A 14,859-nucleotide genomic window follows, 5' to 3' on the forward strand; every position below is an offset into this window, starting at 1 on the left:
GGAATGTCCTGTTTGGCTGGGGATGAAAAGACGCCGCGGCTCATGATTGCGCCCCGTCCAGGCGATCACGCAGATGCCGCAGGGTGCGGATCATATACTTTTCCACCATGTTCTTGGACAGGCCCAGGCGTTCGGCGATTTCCGCCTGAGTCAGGCCTTCGATCTTCTGCCAGACGAAAATCCGCCGACAGTTGACCGGCAATTCGGTGAGCGCCCGTTCGATGGAATCGGCCAGCTGGATCGCATGCATGTAATGCTCCGGGTCACCGGTCGGCGACTCACTGAGATCGATCGCCTCCGACTCCATGGCACCCCGCCGGTCCTCACGCCGATAGCCGTCCACCGCGATGTTGCGCGCCGTCTGGTGCAAATACGCCCGGGGTTGCTGCACCGCCGACGAATCGGACTCGAGCACCCGCACAAAGGTGTCGTGCGCCAGATCCTCGGCCTGCGAGCGATTGCGCAGGCGGCGGGTCCAGGTGCCGATCAACTCTTCGTAATGCTCGAGAAAGCCGGGTCTGCGGGGCAGCATGGGGATCATTGCGGCGTGCTGAGGAAAGGGCGTGAATAGTAATGCTTCGTATTAAGCCGAAGCAATGCATTACTCGGGATACCGACTGTAGGCTTTCAAAAAAATGACAAAAATGGCAAATAAATGATCCAGACAGAAGCATTAACTAATTGTTTTCTTTGAAAAAACAAATGGACGGAATGAGAAAAATCAGGCGAAAGCATGCTCCTGAAGCCTGCTGGAAAAGGGCTTCAGAACTAATGAGAATCAAAAATAGGTTTACAGGAGGTTTACTTTGTTAGGCATTTTCACTTCGGCCTTTAGGGCTTGAGAGGTGCCACGTTCTCTGTAAAGGCAAGGAATACGTTTGCTGAACGGCGCAAGACATTGCAGACGGTTGATCATCGGCGCAGAACTCATGGATATTTGGGCTATTCATACTTGAAACGCTCTGTTCCCTAGCTCGCATTTTGTTGGCATAGTGCAAATCAATGTCAATAATTTCAGGTCATGGAGCAGACACGATGAAGGTTAAAATCCTTCCGGCAATTTTTCTGTTCCTGGGCTCCTACTTTCCGCTGAGTGTGATTTTGCTGCTTCAGGACTTCTCCGAAGCCAGCTGGAAACAGTCGCTCTGCTGGTCATTTCAGAACTGCACGCTTCCTATTCTGATGAATGGCGGCCGCTCCCTCACCCTGTTCATCGTGTGCTTGCTGAGCCTTGCCTTCTTTACATGGGTGCTAAAAAGCTTACCGGCAGATCATGAACTGACCGTCAAGGAAGCCAAGACCGTTCCCAACGACTTGATCAACTACGTATTTCCTTATGTCGTGTCCTTCATGGGACTTGATCTGGGCAGTGACGGCAAATTCTATGGCTTTCTAGTGTTTCTTGTATGGATGTTCCTGATTACCTATAGATCAGGTCAAATACTCATGAATCCCCTTCTTCTAGCCATAGGCTGGCAGCTTCACGAGCTGGAAGTGATGACATCAGGCAAAGATCGCAGCGTAATCGCACTCGCCAAAACGAAGATTCATCCTGGCGACACGCTGAAATCTTGTGTAATCCAGGGAATATACGTTCTTACAAAAAAGGAGTAAGTAATGGAAACAGCTGAAGCATTAAAAAGGCTTCGTGGACTTGATTTGGATAACGCTGCGCTAAGCGTTTGGACGTTTAAAAAAAGCACAAGCAAGAATGCTCGCTTTCGTGCCTCCTCTGTTGTGACAACGCCAGAGCTGGCAGCGGAACTGAAGCGCATCGCCCACGTATGGATCGATCGGTGCACAGAGGTCGACGAATACGGTTTGCTGGCGACCATCAACGAAAGCTCCTGTCTTCACCTTGAAACTGATGAGACCATTTTCCCTGGACTTCAGAATCTGGTGAGTCAGCCTCCGGAAGAGCATCTAATCGAAGACGAAGCCGAGCTTGAGGGCAGTCTTGGCTATCTAATTCGCCTGACCGTAGGTGAAGATACTCTGCATTGCGTTTGCCGCCTCGCAAATGACTGGAAGGTAAAAAAACGAGCGAGCATGATGAATCTGGTGCTCAACCGCAATCAACTTGACCTAGCCCACGATCAGGCCTTCACCATTCCGAAACGATTCGACTTTTTCGTAATCAACGACAGCATTTTGGTGACGAATAAGGGCAATTTCGAATCTGTGCTGGAATACAAGCAAACCTACCTAACTTCTTTCACCGACCTCCAGGCAGACGCAGGCTTCCAAGCCGTGTTCTCTGACATGACGGTGCTCGTCGGTCATGTGGGCACCAACACCATGCACCTACGCAGGATGGCCGTGGTACAGGAGCGGGGCTATTACAATGACGCCGCGTACATGGCAAGACTGCGTCAGGTGAACCAAGAGCGACAATGGAATATTGCGTTTGATGACGAAGGGAAAATTATTCCTTCCATAGAGTCGGTGCGAGCGATTATTCAAGTATTACTGAACCATCGACTTCGCTCAGAGCTAACTGGTAATGACTTCGACGTAGTCTCAGCTAACCCAGTAGCGTAGGGATCCAGAAGGAGTGGCCCATAAAAGTTCGAGAGCTGATGCTGTACGCGTGTCACTCCTACTCTGCTGGTAATACATAGCCGTCCAACGTAATCAGGGAAAGGGGTAAGGCCATTCTGTGCACCGCTCATACCTTTCCGTTCTGAACGTCATTCAAATCCTCAACCATGGAGCCTTTTCCAATGGCCCTTCTCTGGAGCTGCCAGTTGACTCAGCATTGTCGATTCCCGTCCGGCCGTCGTCATGTCTGACCTAAGTATTGGGTAGAGTTGACTAGACAACCTTTAGGGTCGAACCATAATCGATTTCGCGATGTAGGGGCATAGGCACTGTTGCTTACCGGCCGCCTTCATTGCATGCACGGCTAGGGAGGCCGACGTCTACGTCCAGAAAAATATCGTGTAATGCCGCCATCGCAAAAAACATTACAGTCAGCAAGACCCCGCAGGAGCGCTGCACGCCAGTCATGCTGACCGAAATCCAAATCAAGGCCGTCTGCAGCGCTTGTTAAATACTTTCGGAGTCCGACACCCCCTTTGTTGTTGAATACATTTAGCATTCCAGTGCGCTGCCCAAAAAGGAACACATTAATTTGCTTTGGATAACGTGTGTTGAGCTGCATCCGTTCTATCTGGAACCTCAACCGGCGCCCTAGCTCTGGATTAAGCACTGTTAAATCAATCTCAAACTTTACGACTAAGGCTGAGCTTCGCATTTTTACATTGGCGATCAGGAAATTGTCGACTGGCAATACATCAAAGTAAGCATGGACAAGCTCGTCCGAGCCGGCGCCCACATGAGCTCGCTTGAAGTTGTTACACGGCCCACAGGATGGCACTAAGTTGCGGGGATATATCGCTAATCCCTTATAACTATTTTTTGGCAAATGGTGATCAAGCTGAGTGGGCTCTCCAAACCCACAAAAAGGACATATCTCAGCCTTGCTCAGCAGTTGAAGTCGCAGCGATTGAAGCCGGCCCTTTTTTTGAACCTCGGCGTATGCTTCATACAAGGCCTCTAGGCATGGAGGTGGCAGCTTGCAGGTCGTCAAACTGAGATGAGGCTTTCCATGCTTTTTGTCATAGAGTCTATAGGCGGCAGCCAAGGTAATCTTTACTTCGGAAGAGAGATCGTAGATCGCGGTGCCGTCGGCGTATGTCAACGCGATTTCAGCGTCGGCGACGGCGACGGCGATTTGTGTGCGGGGTCTAGGGAGCAACCACATTAGTCATCATCCTCTGTGGCGAGGAAACTCATAACGTAAGCACGAGCCTGTAGGCTTAATCCATACTCAAACTGACTGTCCACGCCCTTCAATGTCTTAAATTTTTCAGCCAGACTCTTCAAAATTTCGTGGTAGTCAGTGACTTCTGAATTCAAGCCGAAAATCTCGTCCGTGAGTTCACCAATACTTTCCCCAAACGTCTCTATACGAGGCGATGCGATAGTGACCTCATTTCCCAAACGCCGAAGGATATTGACGTCTTGGGATAAACTCTCCTGAGCAACAACTGGAGAATGGGTGGAAACAACGGCTGAGGCATCAAGCTGTTCTAATATTATTCGAACACTATGCATTAGTGCCGCCAACATGGGTGGATGGAGATGCATTTCTGGCTCATCTAGCAGAACAATTGACTTGGGCTGAGTGTAGGCAACAAGTGAGGTAACGATCTGCATTACGATTTTGTGGCCAGTACTCCATCGCCAAAACGTGTCTACAGCATCTTCACCAAACACGTCAGATAGCGATTCGCCCTCTTGTCTATCGAAAGAAGGGTCTGCAAGTAAAGGCTCAAGAGCTTCCTCAAGCATTGCCCATCGCCCGTTATCTTTTATTCGCTCTAGCGTACGTCCGAACTCATTTGCGAGCTGCTCTATCGGTTTGAGTAATGTTGCCTTGGCCAAGTCGTCTTCATTGACAATTTTTTTCAAATCGGTGTCGGAAGCAACGTCCAACATGGACTGCAACTCTGCCGCGATGTCACGTAACCCACAGAAAATGTAGCGGCCTGTTCCTTCAGTAACGTCACGCGCAATCTGACGGCGCTCCTCGACAGTCACCCCTGGGATTTGGAAGGAGTCAAATGCGCTGTACGAGATAGCGATGATGCGAGTAAAGCCAATCCCATTGGGAGTGAGTGTACCCAGCTTACGAATCGGATCCCTACGCCGTGCGCGCTCAGAAGCATGTGCAACACGTGCGAGTCTCGCTAGCAACGTACTCTTACCTGAACCATTCCTGCCAATTAGGACAGCTATACGCTTCGGTAGCTCATAGCTTGACTGGGCGTCTTCCAAACCCTGAGTCGACATGTTTGTAGAGTTGAATTTCAATACAAATGATTTCTTCCATCCCCGCGGCCTAAATCGTAAATCTAGTGTACCGTTCCTTAGCTCTTGATAGTTTTTGGAAAGTAGTACTGAAGCGGTACCGATGAAACTATTGAAGTCAGGTATGTAGCGCACTACGGAGACTTCCCAGCCCGATTGCGCTCTAAATGGGGTACTTAATCGGGGTCGATACACCACGTCCCGTAGAGCTATTACAACCGGCTCGCGTAACTCTTGGGGCAGCTCCGCCAACCTTTCGTAATAATCAAGGTTTTGCCCTAGAGAGCAAAAGCCCAAAGGTAATCGTGAGAGAAGCCCATCCTTCAATATCCCCTTAGAAGTCTTTCCTTGGTCGTTTTGCAAAATTTTGACGCTACCAATATATGTTTGCTCGCCATTCGTATGGTAGAAGAGTTCATACTGGGTTTTGTAACCGTAGTCATCCCAACGATCTCTGTGCAGGGAGAACGCGGTTTTAATCCGTGTGTTCCTCGACGCCGGCGGTACAACGGTAAAAAGGGGGGTCTTCGAAGCCACTGCAAAGCCTCCTGGCACACCGGTCGGATCACCCGTTGGTGGCTGAAAGAACCCAAGGACAGCGACCACCAGGTTGAACCGGCTAGCTCGCTGATCGTCTCGTAATGGTAGACCTATGTTGGACTCACGCCAGAAAATTGAAATTTCCAGCTTGCCTAAGCTCATAGTTGAAGAGTCATTCGAGACGTTGTGTCCAGTGCAGAAAACCGCCAACAGGCACAAATCCTCCCAAGCCGTGACCATTGGGTCAATGTAATGATTGCAACCCCACGTTTTTTTATGCGCCTCCTATTTTTAACGCAGAGGCGAAATCTGCATAGGCGGCGACCCCAGACACCATCTGACATTGGTAATTCCAACTCCTGCACCAGCGTCTATTCTAAATACAGATCTAGCCAGAGCTTCAACTAGCTCGCAGCAGAAACCTCCTAATCACAGCTCCGACCCCGTACAAACGTAGTTCACGCAAGCCAGGACAAGTCAAACCAAACGGACCACCGTAAGCGGAACCGAAAAGGACACACCATGGGATACTTGATGAAGGTTCGCCTTCCAAAAGACCGTAGGAAATTGGGTGTTTTGGAAATTCTGGATACATTGACCGGACTAGCAGTCTTTGGGCCAATCCAGTGTTATGGCAAAGCTGACCAGAAGACAGCGTCCCTGCACGGCAACAGTGGTCTTGATCCGAGAAAACCTTACGGCAGCACACCACTTGGGGGCTATGGCATAACTGATACGTTAGGCCCAGACAATGCGAAGTATGGCCAGTACGCCCGCTTGGTGCTGGTAGGAAACTCAGGTGACGCGTTGATTCGGCAAGCAGCAACAAATGACCTACGCATCCACGGTGGACCAATTAGTCTTGGCGCTGCGCTTCTCCGACCTACAAACGGATGTTTGCGTGTGCTCGACAAAGACATGAAGCGACTATTGGAATTCATCAGCAACAACGCGCTTGGCTACCCACTGCCCCTCAATATAGAAGAGGGTGAGGACTTTCCGCTAGTGGATGGAGGGCCAGACGAAGGGTATGAAGATCCAGAAGGTGGATGAAGCGAGGTGTAGCGTCACAGGCACAACATAATCGGTGCGTCTTTATTGAGATTCTGTCGATTCGGAACAACGACAACTTTTCTTTAATACTTTTGAAAAACGAAAAACGATTGCTTCTGGCGTCGCTTTCGCGTCATCAGCAACCCATTAAACCTTGCTTGGATGCTCTCAACGACCAGGCTGGATAACAGCCTTGCCTCCCGGGCCTGATCACAATGGCTAAATCAGCTGAGCGACCGATGGACTTTCGCCATGTGGACGGCTCAATTGCAAACCGAGCGACGACGCCATGACGTCGAGCGATGCGCGTAGCAACCAGTCATCGAAGGCATACACGATCACTGTGCTCGCGCGCGCGCGTATTGTTTTCAGAATTGCACAAGCCTGATCGCCCGGCAGTTCCAGCAACCTACCCAGCATCAACACACATACGTCGACCTTAGGCAACCTGGATTCCGGCAAGCCATCGTTCAAGTCACATACACTGAGCCTTACTGCGTGCTCCGGTATCAGGAGTCGGGCGTGTTCGATCTTCAATGAGTCCGGATCAACCCCATGGACCGTGACACCAGGCAATGCGTCCACCAAACGGCGCAGTAGGACGCCGTTCTTGCACGACACATGGAAGACACTGCGTGGGGAACAGGCGGCGATAGCACGCACAATCGGGTTAAGTGCCAAATGCATATTCGGCAGGGACTGAAATCCGTTATCCAGGTGGAGCCAAGCCGCTCTGCTGAGAATTTCATCGAGTCGTTTCTTCGGCAGCTCTATCGCCATTTCCCGTGTAGGGATCCGCTTGGGTGCACGGTACGGGAATCTCGTTCCTGAAGGAGCCAGTTCGACAGACTTGGAAGTTCCCAACAGACGTACCTTGTATTCAAGAGCAGTGGCATCGGTGCGCGTTGAAATACGAAGTACCGGTGTTTCGATTTCAGCGATACCGTGCAACGCTGACCATTGCACTGGCCACTGGAGCATTTCATACAACAAATCCACGGTATCGCCCTGTCCGATGCTAGTAGCAACAGCTCTGATATCCTCAGCGACATGTCTCGACGCTTGGCACTGGAACGAACATGGAAGGTGGAAGACAGGTCGAACACAGAGCCAACGCAACAGCATGTTGGTTTCCGGCATTGTCGACGCCTCGTACTCTCTTATCGCCGGTTCAATATCAGACGCGCTGCGGACAGCCATCGGCCAAGTAGTGTCTATATATTTCTCCCTGTTCCATACCTCATTAAAGAATTTGATGCAGCATTCAGGGTAGCCGAGCAGGAGACCGAGCGTGCTGTCGTCGCCTTGCGAAAAGGCGTCCACCGCTGTCTCGACGTCCTTCGAATGACCCACCGCATGGACGACCCACGCATCTCCGTTCACTGCGCTATTACGATCACTGACGTACATGGATTGGGGCGACAAACCATACAGCGGCGCGGACACCAACCCGACGAACACCTCATCGACATTCCGGTCCCGCGGCAACGCGACCAGCCCTACCTTGCGCATCCCGTTGCGTACGGTCTCGATCTCCAGCCTGTGCCACAAGCATCTGATCTGTTCGATCACGGGTGCCCAGCGTTGCCTGGCTGCATCGCTGGCCCATCCCACACGGCAAAAGTCAGGCAATGTGAATCCAAGTCTGTCCAAATGCCTTACTCCCCTGCCGTACTGTTAGGCTCGCCTTGCACAGATGCGCGAAGTCGCTGAAGCAACCACCATAGAGGCGGGTTATGCCCGGACGCCCATTGATCTAGCATCGCCCTTTCGAGCACATAGCGATGAGGGTCTACCGAGATAGGCACATGCCCTTGGCTCTGCAAGCGAGCTTCCGAATGCTCAAACAAACGGAACCAAGTCTGGCAGTGCTCAGTGCGGTTACGCCAGTCACCTGCGATGCTGGTGCCCGGACACTGCCCTTTGCACATCAGGAAGAACCGGCAGCCCTGACACCCGCCGTACTCTTGTGGCGTGTTGTACAGTGCCAGGTATCTCTCAAAGGAGGTCTGGCTCGCCTTTACAAAGTCGACACCCGCCTTGTTTGTCCGCCCACAATTGCTCGATTGCCCATGTCCTTCGATTCCTTGAACTGCTTCCGTTGTATACGGATCGCAGGCTCGCCACACACACGAGACCCCTTTGTCCTTGGCTACCAACAGGGCGTCTATTTCGCGGAACAGATCAAAGCGCAGGTGCTTCAACTCATTCCGCTCCAGGGTGCTGAGTGACAGCATGGCACGGACGTATTGCTCAGTAGAGAGCGCCAGCGAGGAGCGAACGATTTCGGTCTCGCTTTCAAGCACATGAACCCGCACCGAGCGCACACCGATGCTGTCCAAAAAACGAAACCAATCCAACAATCGATGCAGGACGTCCTCGGCCGCGTTGCGCTGGTGCAATGTTGTGATGATGCTAGGCGCAATACCACGGGCGAGCAGTCGCTCGATGGCTTGTTCTGCCTTGCGCGTCGCCGCGTCAGTTCTCTTCTGACTTCCCGCCCATCGTGGCGTGTTGCAATCGTCCGGTCCGTCCAATGAAATACCGACGTGTACTTTGAAACGCTCGAACATCGTGATGTGGTCGTCATCGAGCAGTACTGCGTTAGTTTGGATAGAACTCGACCCGAAGCGTTCGAACCCCCACGCGAGTAAATCCTCCATGTCTCGCTTGGGCATCAGCAACGGCTCACCACCGAACAGAGTAAAAGGACCTCCCTTAGCAACTATTGCCGTCTTTATTGCTTCGAGATCGTACTCCTTGGCGTTGCCACCTGCCGTTCGGACCGCGTCTTGATAACAGTAGTGACACGCAATATTGCACTTCACGCCTAGCGGTCGGACTTCGACTGGCATATTTGTCTCCTACACAAACTCCAACTTAATCGGCTCGCTGCTCAATGCCCGTAGGAGTGGTGGTACCTGTACGCGCAAGGCTGCGGTGAGTATGTTATTGGCCGAGTACAGATCGGCGATTTGCCTCTGTTCCCTGTCGACCCCGTCCATTTTCAACGCCGTACCATTGTGCAATGCGCCTCGCATGAGCGATCAATGCTGTCATGGGGCATCAACGTGCAGCGTTTCGGGCGTGTCTATATGCACTGATGCTGCAGTATCCAGATGAGGAGGAATTTCGGTGTCGGTGTGTGCTATACCGAAGTCTGTATGGATCCCGGCAATGTCGGTGTGCAATCCACCTAGGTCTGTATGAATGCCACCTATGTCGAGATGGGGCACCCAACCTCCCCCTTCGTCCGTGTGCCCGGTCCTTACGTCGGTATGGCCCGTGGTGCCGTCGGTATGACCTGCTGTACCATCGGTATGGGTGGCACCAATGTCTGTATGAACGCCATGAACATCGGCGTGCGGCTTGGCGCCCACGTCTGCGTGCGGAACGGCAGCGAAGTCGGCGTGCGGAATACCTGGAAAGGCTGCTTGCAAGGCCTTAGAAATTTCCTCAGCTGGCACGTTCAACGCCTCCAACGCTCCGCGAATGGCATTGGGAACTTGATTGAGGTTCGCCAGGGATGTAGCTATATCGGTTACTGTCTGCCCAGCGTCCCGCAATTGCTTTGCTGCTTCGTCTACACCCACCCTCAATGTGTTGATCAATACGTCCGTCACCACCTCTATGTTTTGCTGGAATTGATCCAGCAGCACTTTGGCGACATTCTGGACGCCCACGATGATCCCTTGCGCGATCGCCTTCAGCCACACATCAGCTGTGGATATCAGCGCTTTCAAGATATCGGTCGCGTTGCGCTGAATGTATTCGAGAATCGCCTGAGGCAACTGCTCAATCGACTGAATATCAACTTCAATCTCTGGGACTTCGATTTCAATATCACCGACATTGAAGCCAGCCGAGACCTTAACGCCGGCATTTTCCAGATTGTCGCCACCTGCGGCGATCATAGCGCTGGCTTGTACGTCTAATTGCAACGTGCCGAGTGAAGGAAGTCCCGCACCGAGCGTTAGTGGCCCAATAGCTCCCTTCAAACCGAATGAGGCGGTACCGGCTACATTGAACGTCCCATCCCCTAATGTCGCCTTGAACTGCGTTTTAACCGGCCCTACAACAGAATCAAAGTCAAAGACGACATGGTCGGTGCCAACCTCGGCATGCAGGTCTTGCATGACCCCTAGTACCGTTACCCGGGCGCTGACCATACAAATGGGATCATGGCCGCTATCAATGGAGATGACGGGTGTGTCTGCGCCTCCGAAACCCGTCATCTCCAGGAGAGGTAACATGCGCACCGGCTCATTGAAAGCCGCCCGAGCAGAAATGGACTGCTCATTCATCGCTGCTGAAAGGCTCGCGCTGAAAGAGAGAAAGGTAATAGTCCCCTTCAGCCCAATACCTCTGGGGTAATGTCGAGTCGCGATTGTTTCACCTAGCGGGTTTACTACTACGTAGATAGAGGCGTCTCGAAGTTTCGGTTCGAATGGGATCGGCAAGTCAATACCCACGAGATCCTTTAGCAGGATTTGCATTGACAGTTCGCCGTCCAGCGCCGCCGCCAAGAACGTAGGTGCGTTTCCTATAAACTTGGTAGCCAGAGACGCCTTCGTTTGCGTGAGTGCCACTTTCCCGAAGAGACCGTAAGCGATCACAGGTCCATCAATCTGCAGCCCCAATTCCTCAACGTTAAACGGCAGACCTAGTGGGTGCTCCCATACTTCTGCACTTTTCAGAAAAAAACTGTAGGCATCGGGGGAGACGGCGGCTCCGAGCACGAGAGTGGGCAGTTGCTCGCCGAACAGCGTGAGATGAGCTGTTCCGTTCACGTTTACGTTCAGTGGTTCTGGCACCAAATTCAACATAAAGCGGTCGATTAAAAGCACACCCGGCAGGAGCTCAATTTGTTGGAAAAGATCGACCTTAATATGCAAATCACTTAGCGATTCGTTTATTGGCAGCAAGAATGGCAAACGATCAATACCACCCAACACCCCCTTGACCACTTCCAACCCAAACCCGTCGAGGTGAAGCTGTCCGAAGAATGCAGCGCCCACCTCCACCGAGGTAAGCGTCCAGCGACCCGCTGCGTCGACGATGGGAAAATCCGTGGCAGAAACGGTCGAAAGCACAACAGAGGGATCGCCGAACGACACAATATCGAGTAGTGCATCGAATGGAGCCAGCGCGACGTGCATCGTGGAAAATCTCAATCCTGCCATAGGCAGCAGAGTGAGCACTCCACCGAGTTGGCCGTCATGCATGGACACCGATACTGTGAGTGTGCCAACACCGGAAATTCGCTGGGTAGCTCCAAGACATACCGCGCCGTCCACCCTTTCGATCAGTAGCCCCGATAAGGGTTGTGACACGATAGGCAGTGGCGGCAATGGTGGAAGCTCAATTCCCAACTCGTCGAACAGTCCCGCCACAGTCATGTTGACCGAATCGACATGAAACTCAAGCTCGTTCGTTATGGGCAGCGCTACGCTGAGAATCTGGTTACCGATGCGAAGTGAGCCGACAACGCTTTCCAGCGCTGGCGGACTAAGAACGATGTTTGCTTGCGAAAGCTCCACCCTAATGGTGATGGGGCCAAGACGTAATGTGTGGTCTCCTTTCATCTGAAGATTCAGCCGCAGTTGCCCTGATCGCCATTCACTTTTGACGGAACTGAACGTGTCTGTGTGCAAGAACTCATTCACAATACCTGGCACGTCCAAGCCAGCGTCAATGAGAAATGCTGCAAGCGGCAGAGGTGCCTTAAGTCCGAATTCAACATCCGCCCGTAGCGATCCGTCTATTGCCTGGACATTTAATGTCAGCAAGGCTACACCGAGATTGGGATGAGCAATGGTCCCAGATAATCTGATTGCGTCTTCATCGAGTACGTCTGTTATGGCCTCCGTGACCTTGACGACGCTATCGGGCAGCATCCAAGACGGTAAACCAGAGAGGCCGACACTGGCGAAAACCTCGTTATTCAGCGAGATCACAGCAGAAGCATCAGTGACGGCGCGTACGCGGTCCTGAAAATCTTGAATCAAAGGATTCATAGAGGAAGCCCCTCATTCTTTTCCAGGTAGTGACTTTCGCACTCGGCGTGTCACTGATTGGTTATTTTGAACCTGACACAAGTTCGACAAATGATACTTCTTGAAAAGAACTTAAACATTAAAAGCAAGCAACAAAAGTAAAACCCACAGGGCGACCGTGATTCCTTACATCAGAAAAAGAAAAAATCTGATCTAATAATCTTTATCCTTCAGAGAATTTCGTAAGTACATTGAACGCCGCCGCTGCCTTCAGAGAGTAGCCTGAGCATCCACAAATACCAGTCAACACCGGAAATTTCCTCTTAAAAACTGGAATCCTGCTTTGCTCGTTGCTGGCGATGACACGATCTCATCATACGGATCAAGCACCGCTCCTTCAGTATTGCAATCAGCAGCGGCAGATCGAGATCATGAAAAATAAGGAGATTCGGGCCTGCTTGGACTCTATTTACTTTCTTCCAATTACAGCATTGATTTCGAATTGTCAGACATCACTAAAATTATCGCGATAAGTCTTCTGTCTCTGCATTCGAATTATTCTTAATGATGGCTTGTGAATTAGCCCGTTTGGCTCATTCTCAATCCTCTACAGCCCGTGCTTCGGCGCGAGGTTATAGCCATTTCCCAAGAAGGAGGATGAAATGAGCAAGGTAAAACTGATGGCTATTACCAACATTGACGACACCATCCTTAACTGGCGTAGCGACAAAATAACCGACTGCCTAGGCTTCGCCATTGAGCGTCGCCGTGTAAAAAATTCACAATACTCGTCGGAAGTTGAGCTAGTAAACCGTGTCGGTTTCGCCGAAGACGCTACTGGTCCCCACCAGACAAAGTCTTCGTCGTTATGGCCATTCCAGCGCTACTCCTGGACGGACCATGAAGTGTCTGAAAGCGACGTCTTCGAGTACCGAATCGTGCCCATGATCGGGCGACCCGGTTCTTTGGTTAAGGGCGACAGTTTTGCAAGTGATTGGACAACTATCCACGCTGTTCAACCAAAGAACGGCGATATTACTTGCGTCTTCAACCGTCCCTTAGCAGCATCCCAATGGATGGCTGACTATGCAAAGACTCATCATCTCGAGACTAGCACTGGGCTTGTCAACGCGCTATCAAGCGCAGCCGACGACCAATTGCGTGAGTTCTGCGGCGGCACATTATTAAGCAAACTCAACGAACTGCTCTTAAAAACAATAAGCGACCCCGGGGCTCATCTTTGGGCTGCTCTGTTTGAGCTCGATGACCCTAAAATAATTGCTCACCTGATAGCACTCAAGTCGCGCGCGAACGTCATTCTCGCCAATGGTGCCTCTAAAGCAACGTCGCCCGATGAGAATTTAGAAGCCCGCAAGATGTTGAAAAACGCAGGCTGCGTCGTCCATAACAGAATGACGGCGCCGCCATTGGGAACCGGTGGATTGGCGCACAATAAGTTCATTGTGTTCGAGTTCTCAAACAACGATCAGTACGTATGGACCGGCTCCACCAACCTCACTGTCACGGGCTTGTTAACTCAAATCAATAATGGCCTCCTGATAAAAAGTTGCCAACTTGCCGAACAGTACAAAGCACAGTGGTTGTCGCTAGTTACAGCCGGCGACAGTTCACCGTCCTTGCTAAAAAAGAAAAACCCATCCCCTGGAGTTACTATCAACGACCCCGCCAATATAGAACCCTGGTTCACTCCAACGGTAAAGAGCAATGACCTTAATCGCATACGTCAATTGATCGGTAACGCGAAGCAAGGAATTCTTTTTCTCTCATTTATGCCTGGCCCAACGGGCCCCGTATTCGATGTTTTGGACGATCTTGCCAATGGGAAATTTGTCCGAGGTGTCATCAACCAATTCGTTGGCGGTCGCTCCGGAAAACTCTACGCTCATCTGGTGAGCGCAAAGCCGGACAACGCCATGCCTCTTGATGTTGTGACCCCTATCGGAATAAAGGAGGCCTTCTCTTACTGGGACAAGGAATTTACAAAGGGCGGCCGAATCAGTGTCCTTGTGCACAGCAAGGTCATCTGCATTGATCCTTTTGGTGACAATCCTATTCTGATCACTGGATCACATAATTTTTCCAACGCAGCAAGCGAATCGAACGACGAAAACTTTGTCATTGTGCAGGGACAAAAGGAAATGGCCCAAGCTTACGCCGTGCACATCTACTCGGTCTATCGCCACTATCGGTGGCGGCAGTATGTTGCGCAAACTCAAGCTAACGGGAAAAACCCATGGGCGAAGCTTACTTCGGATGATACGTGGCAAGACAGCTATATCAATGATAAAAACCAGATCCAGGAGTGGATGTTCTGGGGACTCTAGGCTGTAAACGGGGTTTCGCTCTCGATACCCCGCATAGTCGTCTAAGCCTG

10 protein-coding genes are annotated in these 14,859 nt (G+C 51.4%); 4 read left to right on the forward strand and 6 right to left on the reverse strand.

Going from position 1 to position 14,859, the window contains the following annotated elements; translation table 11 throughout:
* Positions 1-40 precede the first annotated feature (40 nt).
* A complete protein-coding gene (locus AC1RMX_RS24120; RefSeq protein ID WP_045121794.1) occupies positions 41-541 on the reverse strand; it encodes a sigma-70 family RNA polymerase sigma factor in 501 nt (166 codons plus the stop codon).
* A gap of 494 nt (positions 542-1,035) precedes the next feature.
* Here AC1RMX_RS24120 and AC1RMX_RS24125 point away from each other — a divergent pair, with 494 nt between their 5' ends.
* Positions 1,036-1,614, forward strand: a complete 579-nt coding sequence (locus tag AC1RMX_RS24125) for a KwaA family protein (RefSeq protein WP_493073195.1) — start codon at positions 1,036-1,038, stop codon at positions 1,612-1,614.
* A gap of 3 nt (positions 1,615-1,617) precedes the next feature.
* Entirely contained in the window at positions 1,618-2,541 is a 924-nt protein-coding gene (locus tag AC1RMX_RS24130; protein WP_493073196.1) for a Kiwa anti-phage protein KwaB-like domain-containing protein, read from the forward strand.
* Positions 2,542-2,905: 364 nt separating this feature from the next.
* Here AC1RMX_RS24130 and AC1RMX_RS24135 read toward each other — a convergent pair whose 3' ends face one another.
* Together AC1RMX_RS24135 and AC1RMX_RS24140 are read right to left on the reverse strand one after the other, a co-directional pair.
* Positions 2,906-3,766 (reverse strand): hypothetical protein, encoded by an 861-nt coding sequence (locus tag AC1RMX_RS24135; RefSeq protein WP_493073197.1) that lies wholly within the window; start codon positions 3,764-3,766, stop codon positions 2,906-2,908.
* Positions 3,766-5,577 carry an ATP-binding protein gene (locus AC1RMX_RS24140; RefSeq protein ID WP_493073199.1) on the reverse strand — a complete coding sequence of 604 codons (1,812 nt, stop codon included), beginning with the start codon at positions 5,575-5,577 and terminating at the stop codon, positions 3,766-3,768. The genes AC1RMX_RS24135 and AC1RMX_RS24140 overlap by 1 nt, the downstream gene beginning before the upstream one ends.
* 360 nt (positions 5,578-5,937) lie before the next feature.
* Between AC1RMX_RS24140 and AC1RMX_RS24145 the strand changes: the two genes are divergently transcribed.
* Positions 5,938-6,468 carry a hypothetical protein gene (locus AC1RMX_RS24145; RefSeq protein ID WP_493073200.1) on the forward strand — a complete coding sequence of 177 codons (531 nt, stop codon included), beginning with the start codon at positions 5,938-5,940 and terminating at the stop codon, positions 6,466-6,468.
* A 219-nt stretch (positions 6,469-6,687) separates the two neighbouring features.
* On the opposite strand, the gene AC1RMX_RS24150 is transcribed toward AC1RMX_RS24145, so the two are convergent.
* The 3 genes from AC1RMX_RS24150 to AC1RMX_RS24160 all read right to left on the reverse strand — a co-directional run bounded on the left by AC1RMX_RS24150 (position 6,688) and on the right by AC1RMX_RS24160 (position 12,485).
* On the reverse strand, positions 6,688-8,040 hold the full coding sequence (locus AC1RMX_RS24150; protein WP_493073201.1) for a hypothetical protein: 1,353 nt from the start codon (positions 8,038-8,040) through the stop codon (positions 6,688-6,690).
* An 86-nt stretch (positions 8,041-8,126) separates the two neighbouring features.
* On the reverse strand, positions 8,127-9,323 hold the full coding sequence (locus tag AC1RMX_RS24155) for a radical SAM protein (RefSeq protein WP_493073203.1): 1,197 nt from the start codon (positions 9,321-9,323) through the stop codon (positions 8,127-8,129).
* 201 nt (positions 9,324-9,524) lie between these two features.
* Positions 9,525-12,485: a hypothetical protein gene (locus tag AC1RMX_RS24160; protein ID WP_493073204.1), complete on the reverse strand. Its 2,961-nt coding sequence runs from the start codon at positions 12,483-12,485 to the stop codon at positions 9,525-9,527.
* 641 nt (positions 12,486-13,126) lie between these two features.
* On the opposite strand from AC1RMX_RS24160, the gene AC1RMX_RS24165 reads away from it, so the two are divergent.
* A complete protein-coding gene (locus AC1RMX_RS24165; RefSeq protein ID WP_493073205.1) occupies positions 13,127-14,809 on the forward strand; it encodes a phospholipase D-like domain-containing protein in 1,683 nt (560 codons plus the stop codon).
* The last annotated feature ends 50 nt before the right edge of the window (positions 14,810-14,859 follow it).

The organism is Pseudomonas sp. GW822-FHT03F04, assembly GCF_058801405.1.

Bases quoted from the DNA above. Each gene is read 5' to 3' on its own strand.
- AC1RMX_RS24120 (WP_045121794.1), bottom strand. From the start codon at position 541: ATGATCCCCATGCTGCCCCGCAGACCCGGCTTTCTCGAGCATTACGAA.
- AC1RMX_RS24125 (WP_493073195.1), top strand. From the start codon at position 1,036: ATGAAGGTTAAAATCCTTCCGGCAATTTTTCTGTTCCTGGGCTCCTAC.
- AC1RMX_RS24145 (WP_493073200.1), top strand. From the start codon at position 5,938: ATGGGATACTTGATGAAGGTTCGCCTTCCAAAAGACCGTAGGAAATTG.
- AC1RMX_RS24140 (WP_493073199.1), bottom strand. From the start codon at position 5,577: ATGAGCTTAGGCAAGCTGGAAATTTCAATTTTCTGGCGTGAGTCCAAC.
- AC1RMX_RS24165 (WP_493073205.1), top strand. From the start codon at position 13,127: ATGAGCAAGGTAAAACTGATGGCTATTACCAACATTGACGACACCATC.
- AC1RMX_RS24135 (WP_493073197.1), bottom strand. From the start codon at position 3,766: ATGTGGTTGCTCCCTAGACCCCGCACACAAATCGCCGTCGCCGTCGCC.
- AC1RMX_RS24130 (WP_493073196.1), top strand. From the start codon at position 1,618: ATGGAAACAGCTGAAGCATTAAAAAGGCTTCGTGGACTTGATTTGGAT.
- AC1RMX_RS24160 (WP_493073204.1), bottom strand. From the start codon at position 12,485: ATGAATCCTTTGATTCAAGATTTTCAGGACCGCGTACGCGCCGTCACT.
- AC1RMX_RS24155 (WP_493073203.1), bottom strand. From the start codon at position 9,323: ATGCCAGTCGAAGTCCGACCGCTAGGCGTGAAGTGCAATATTGCGTGT.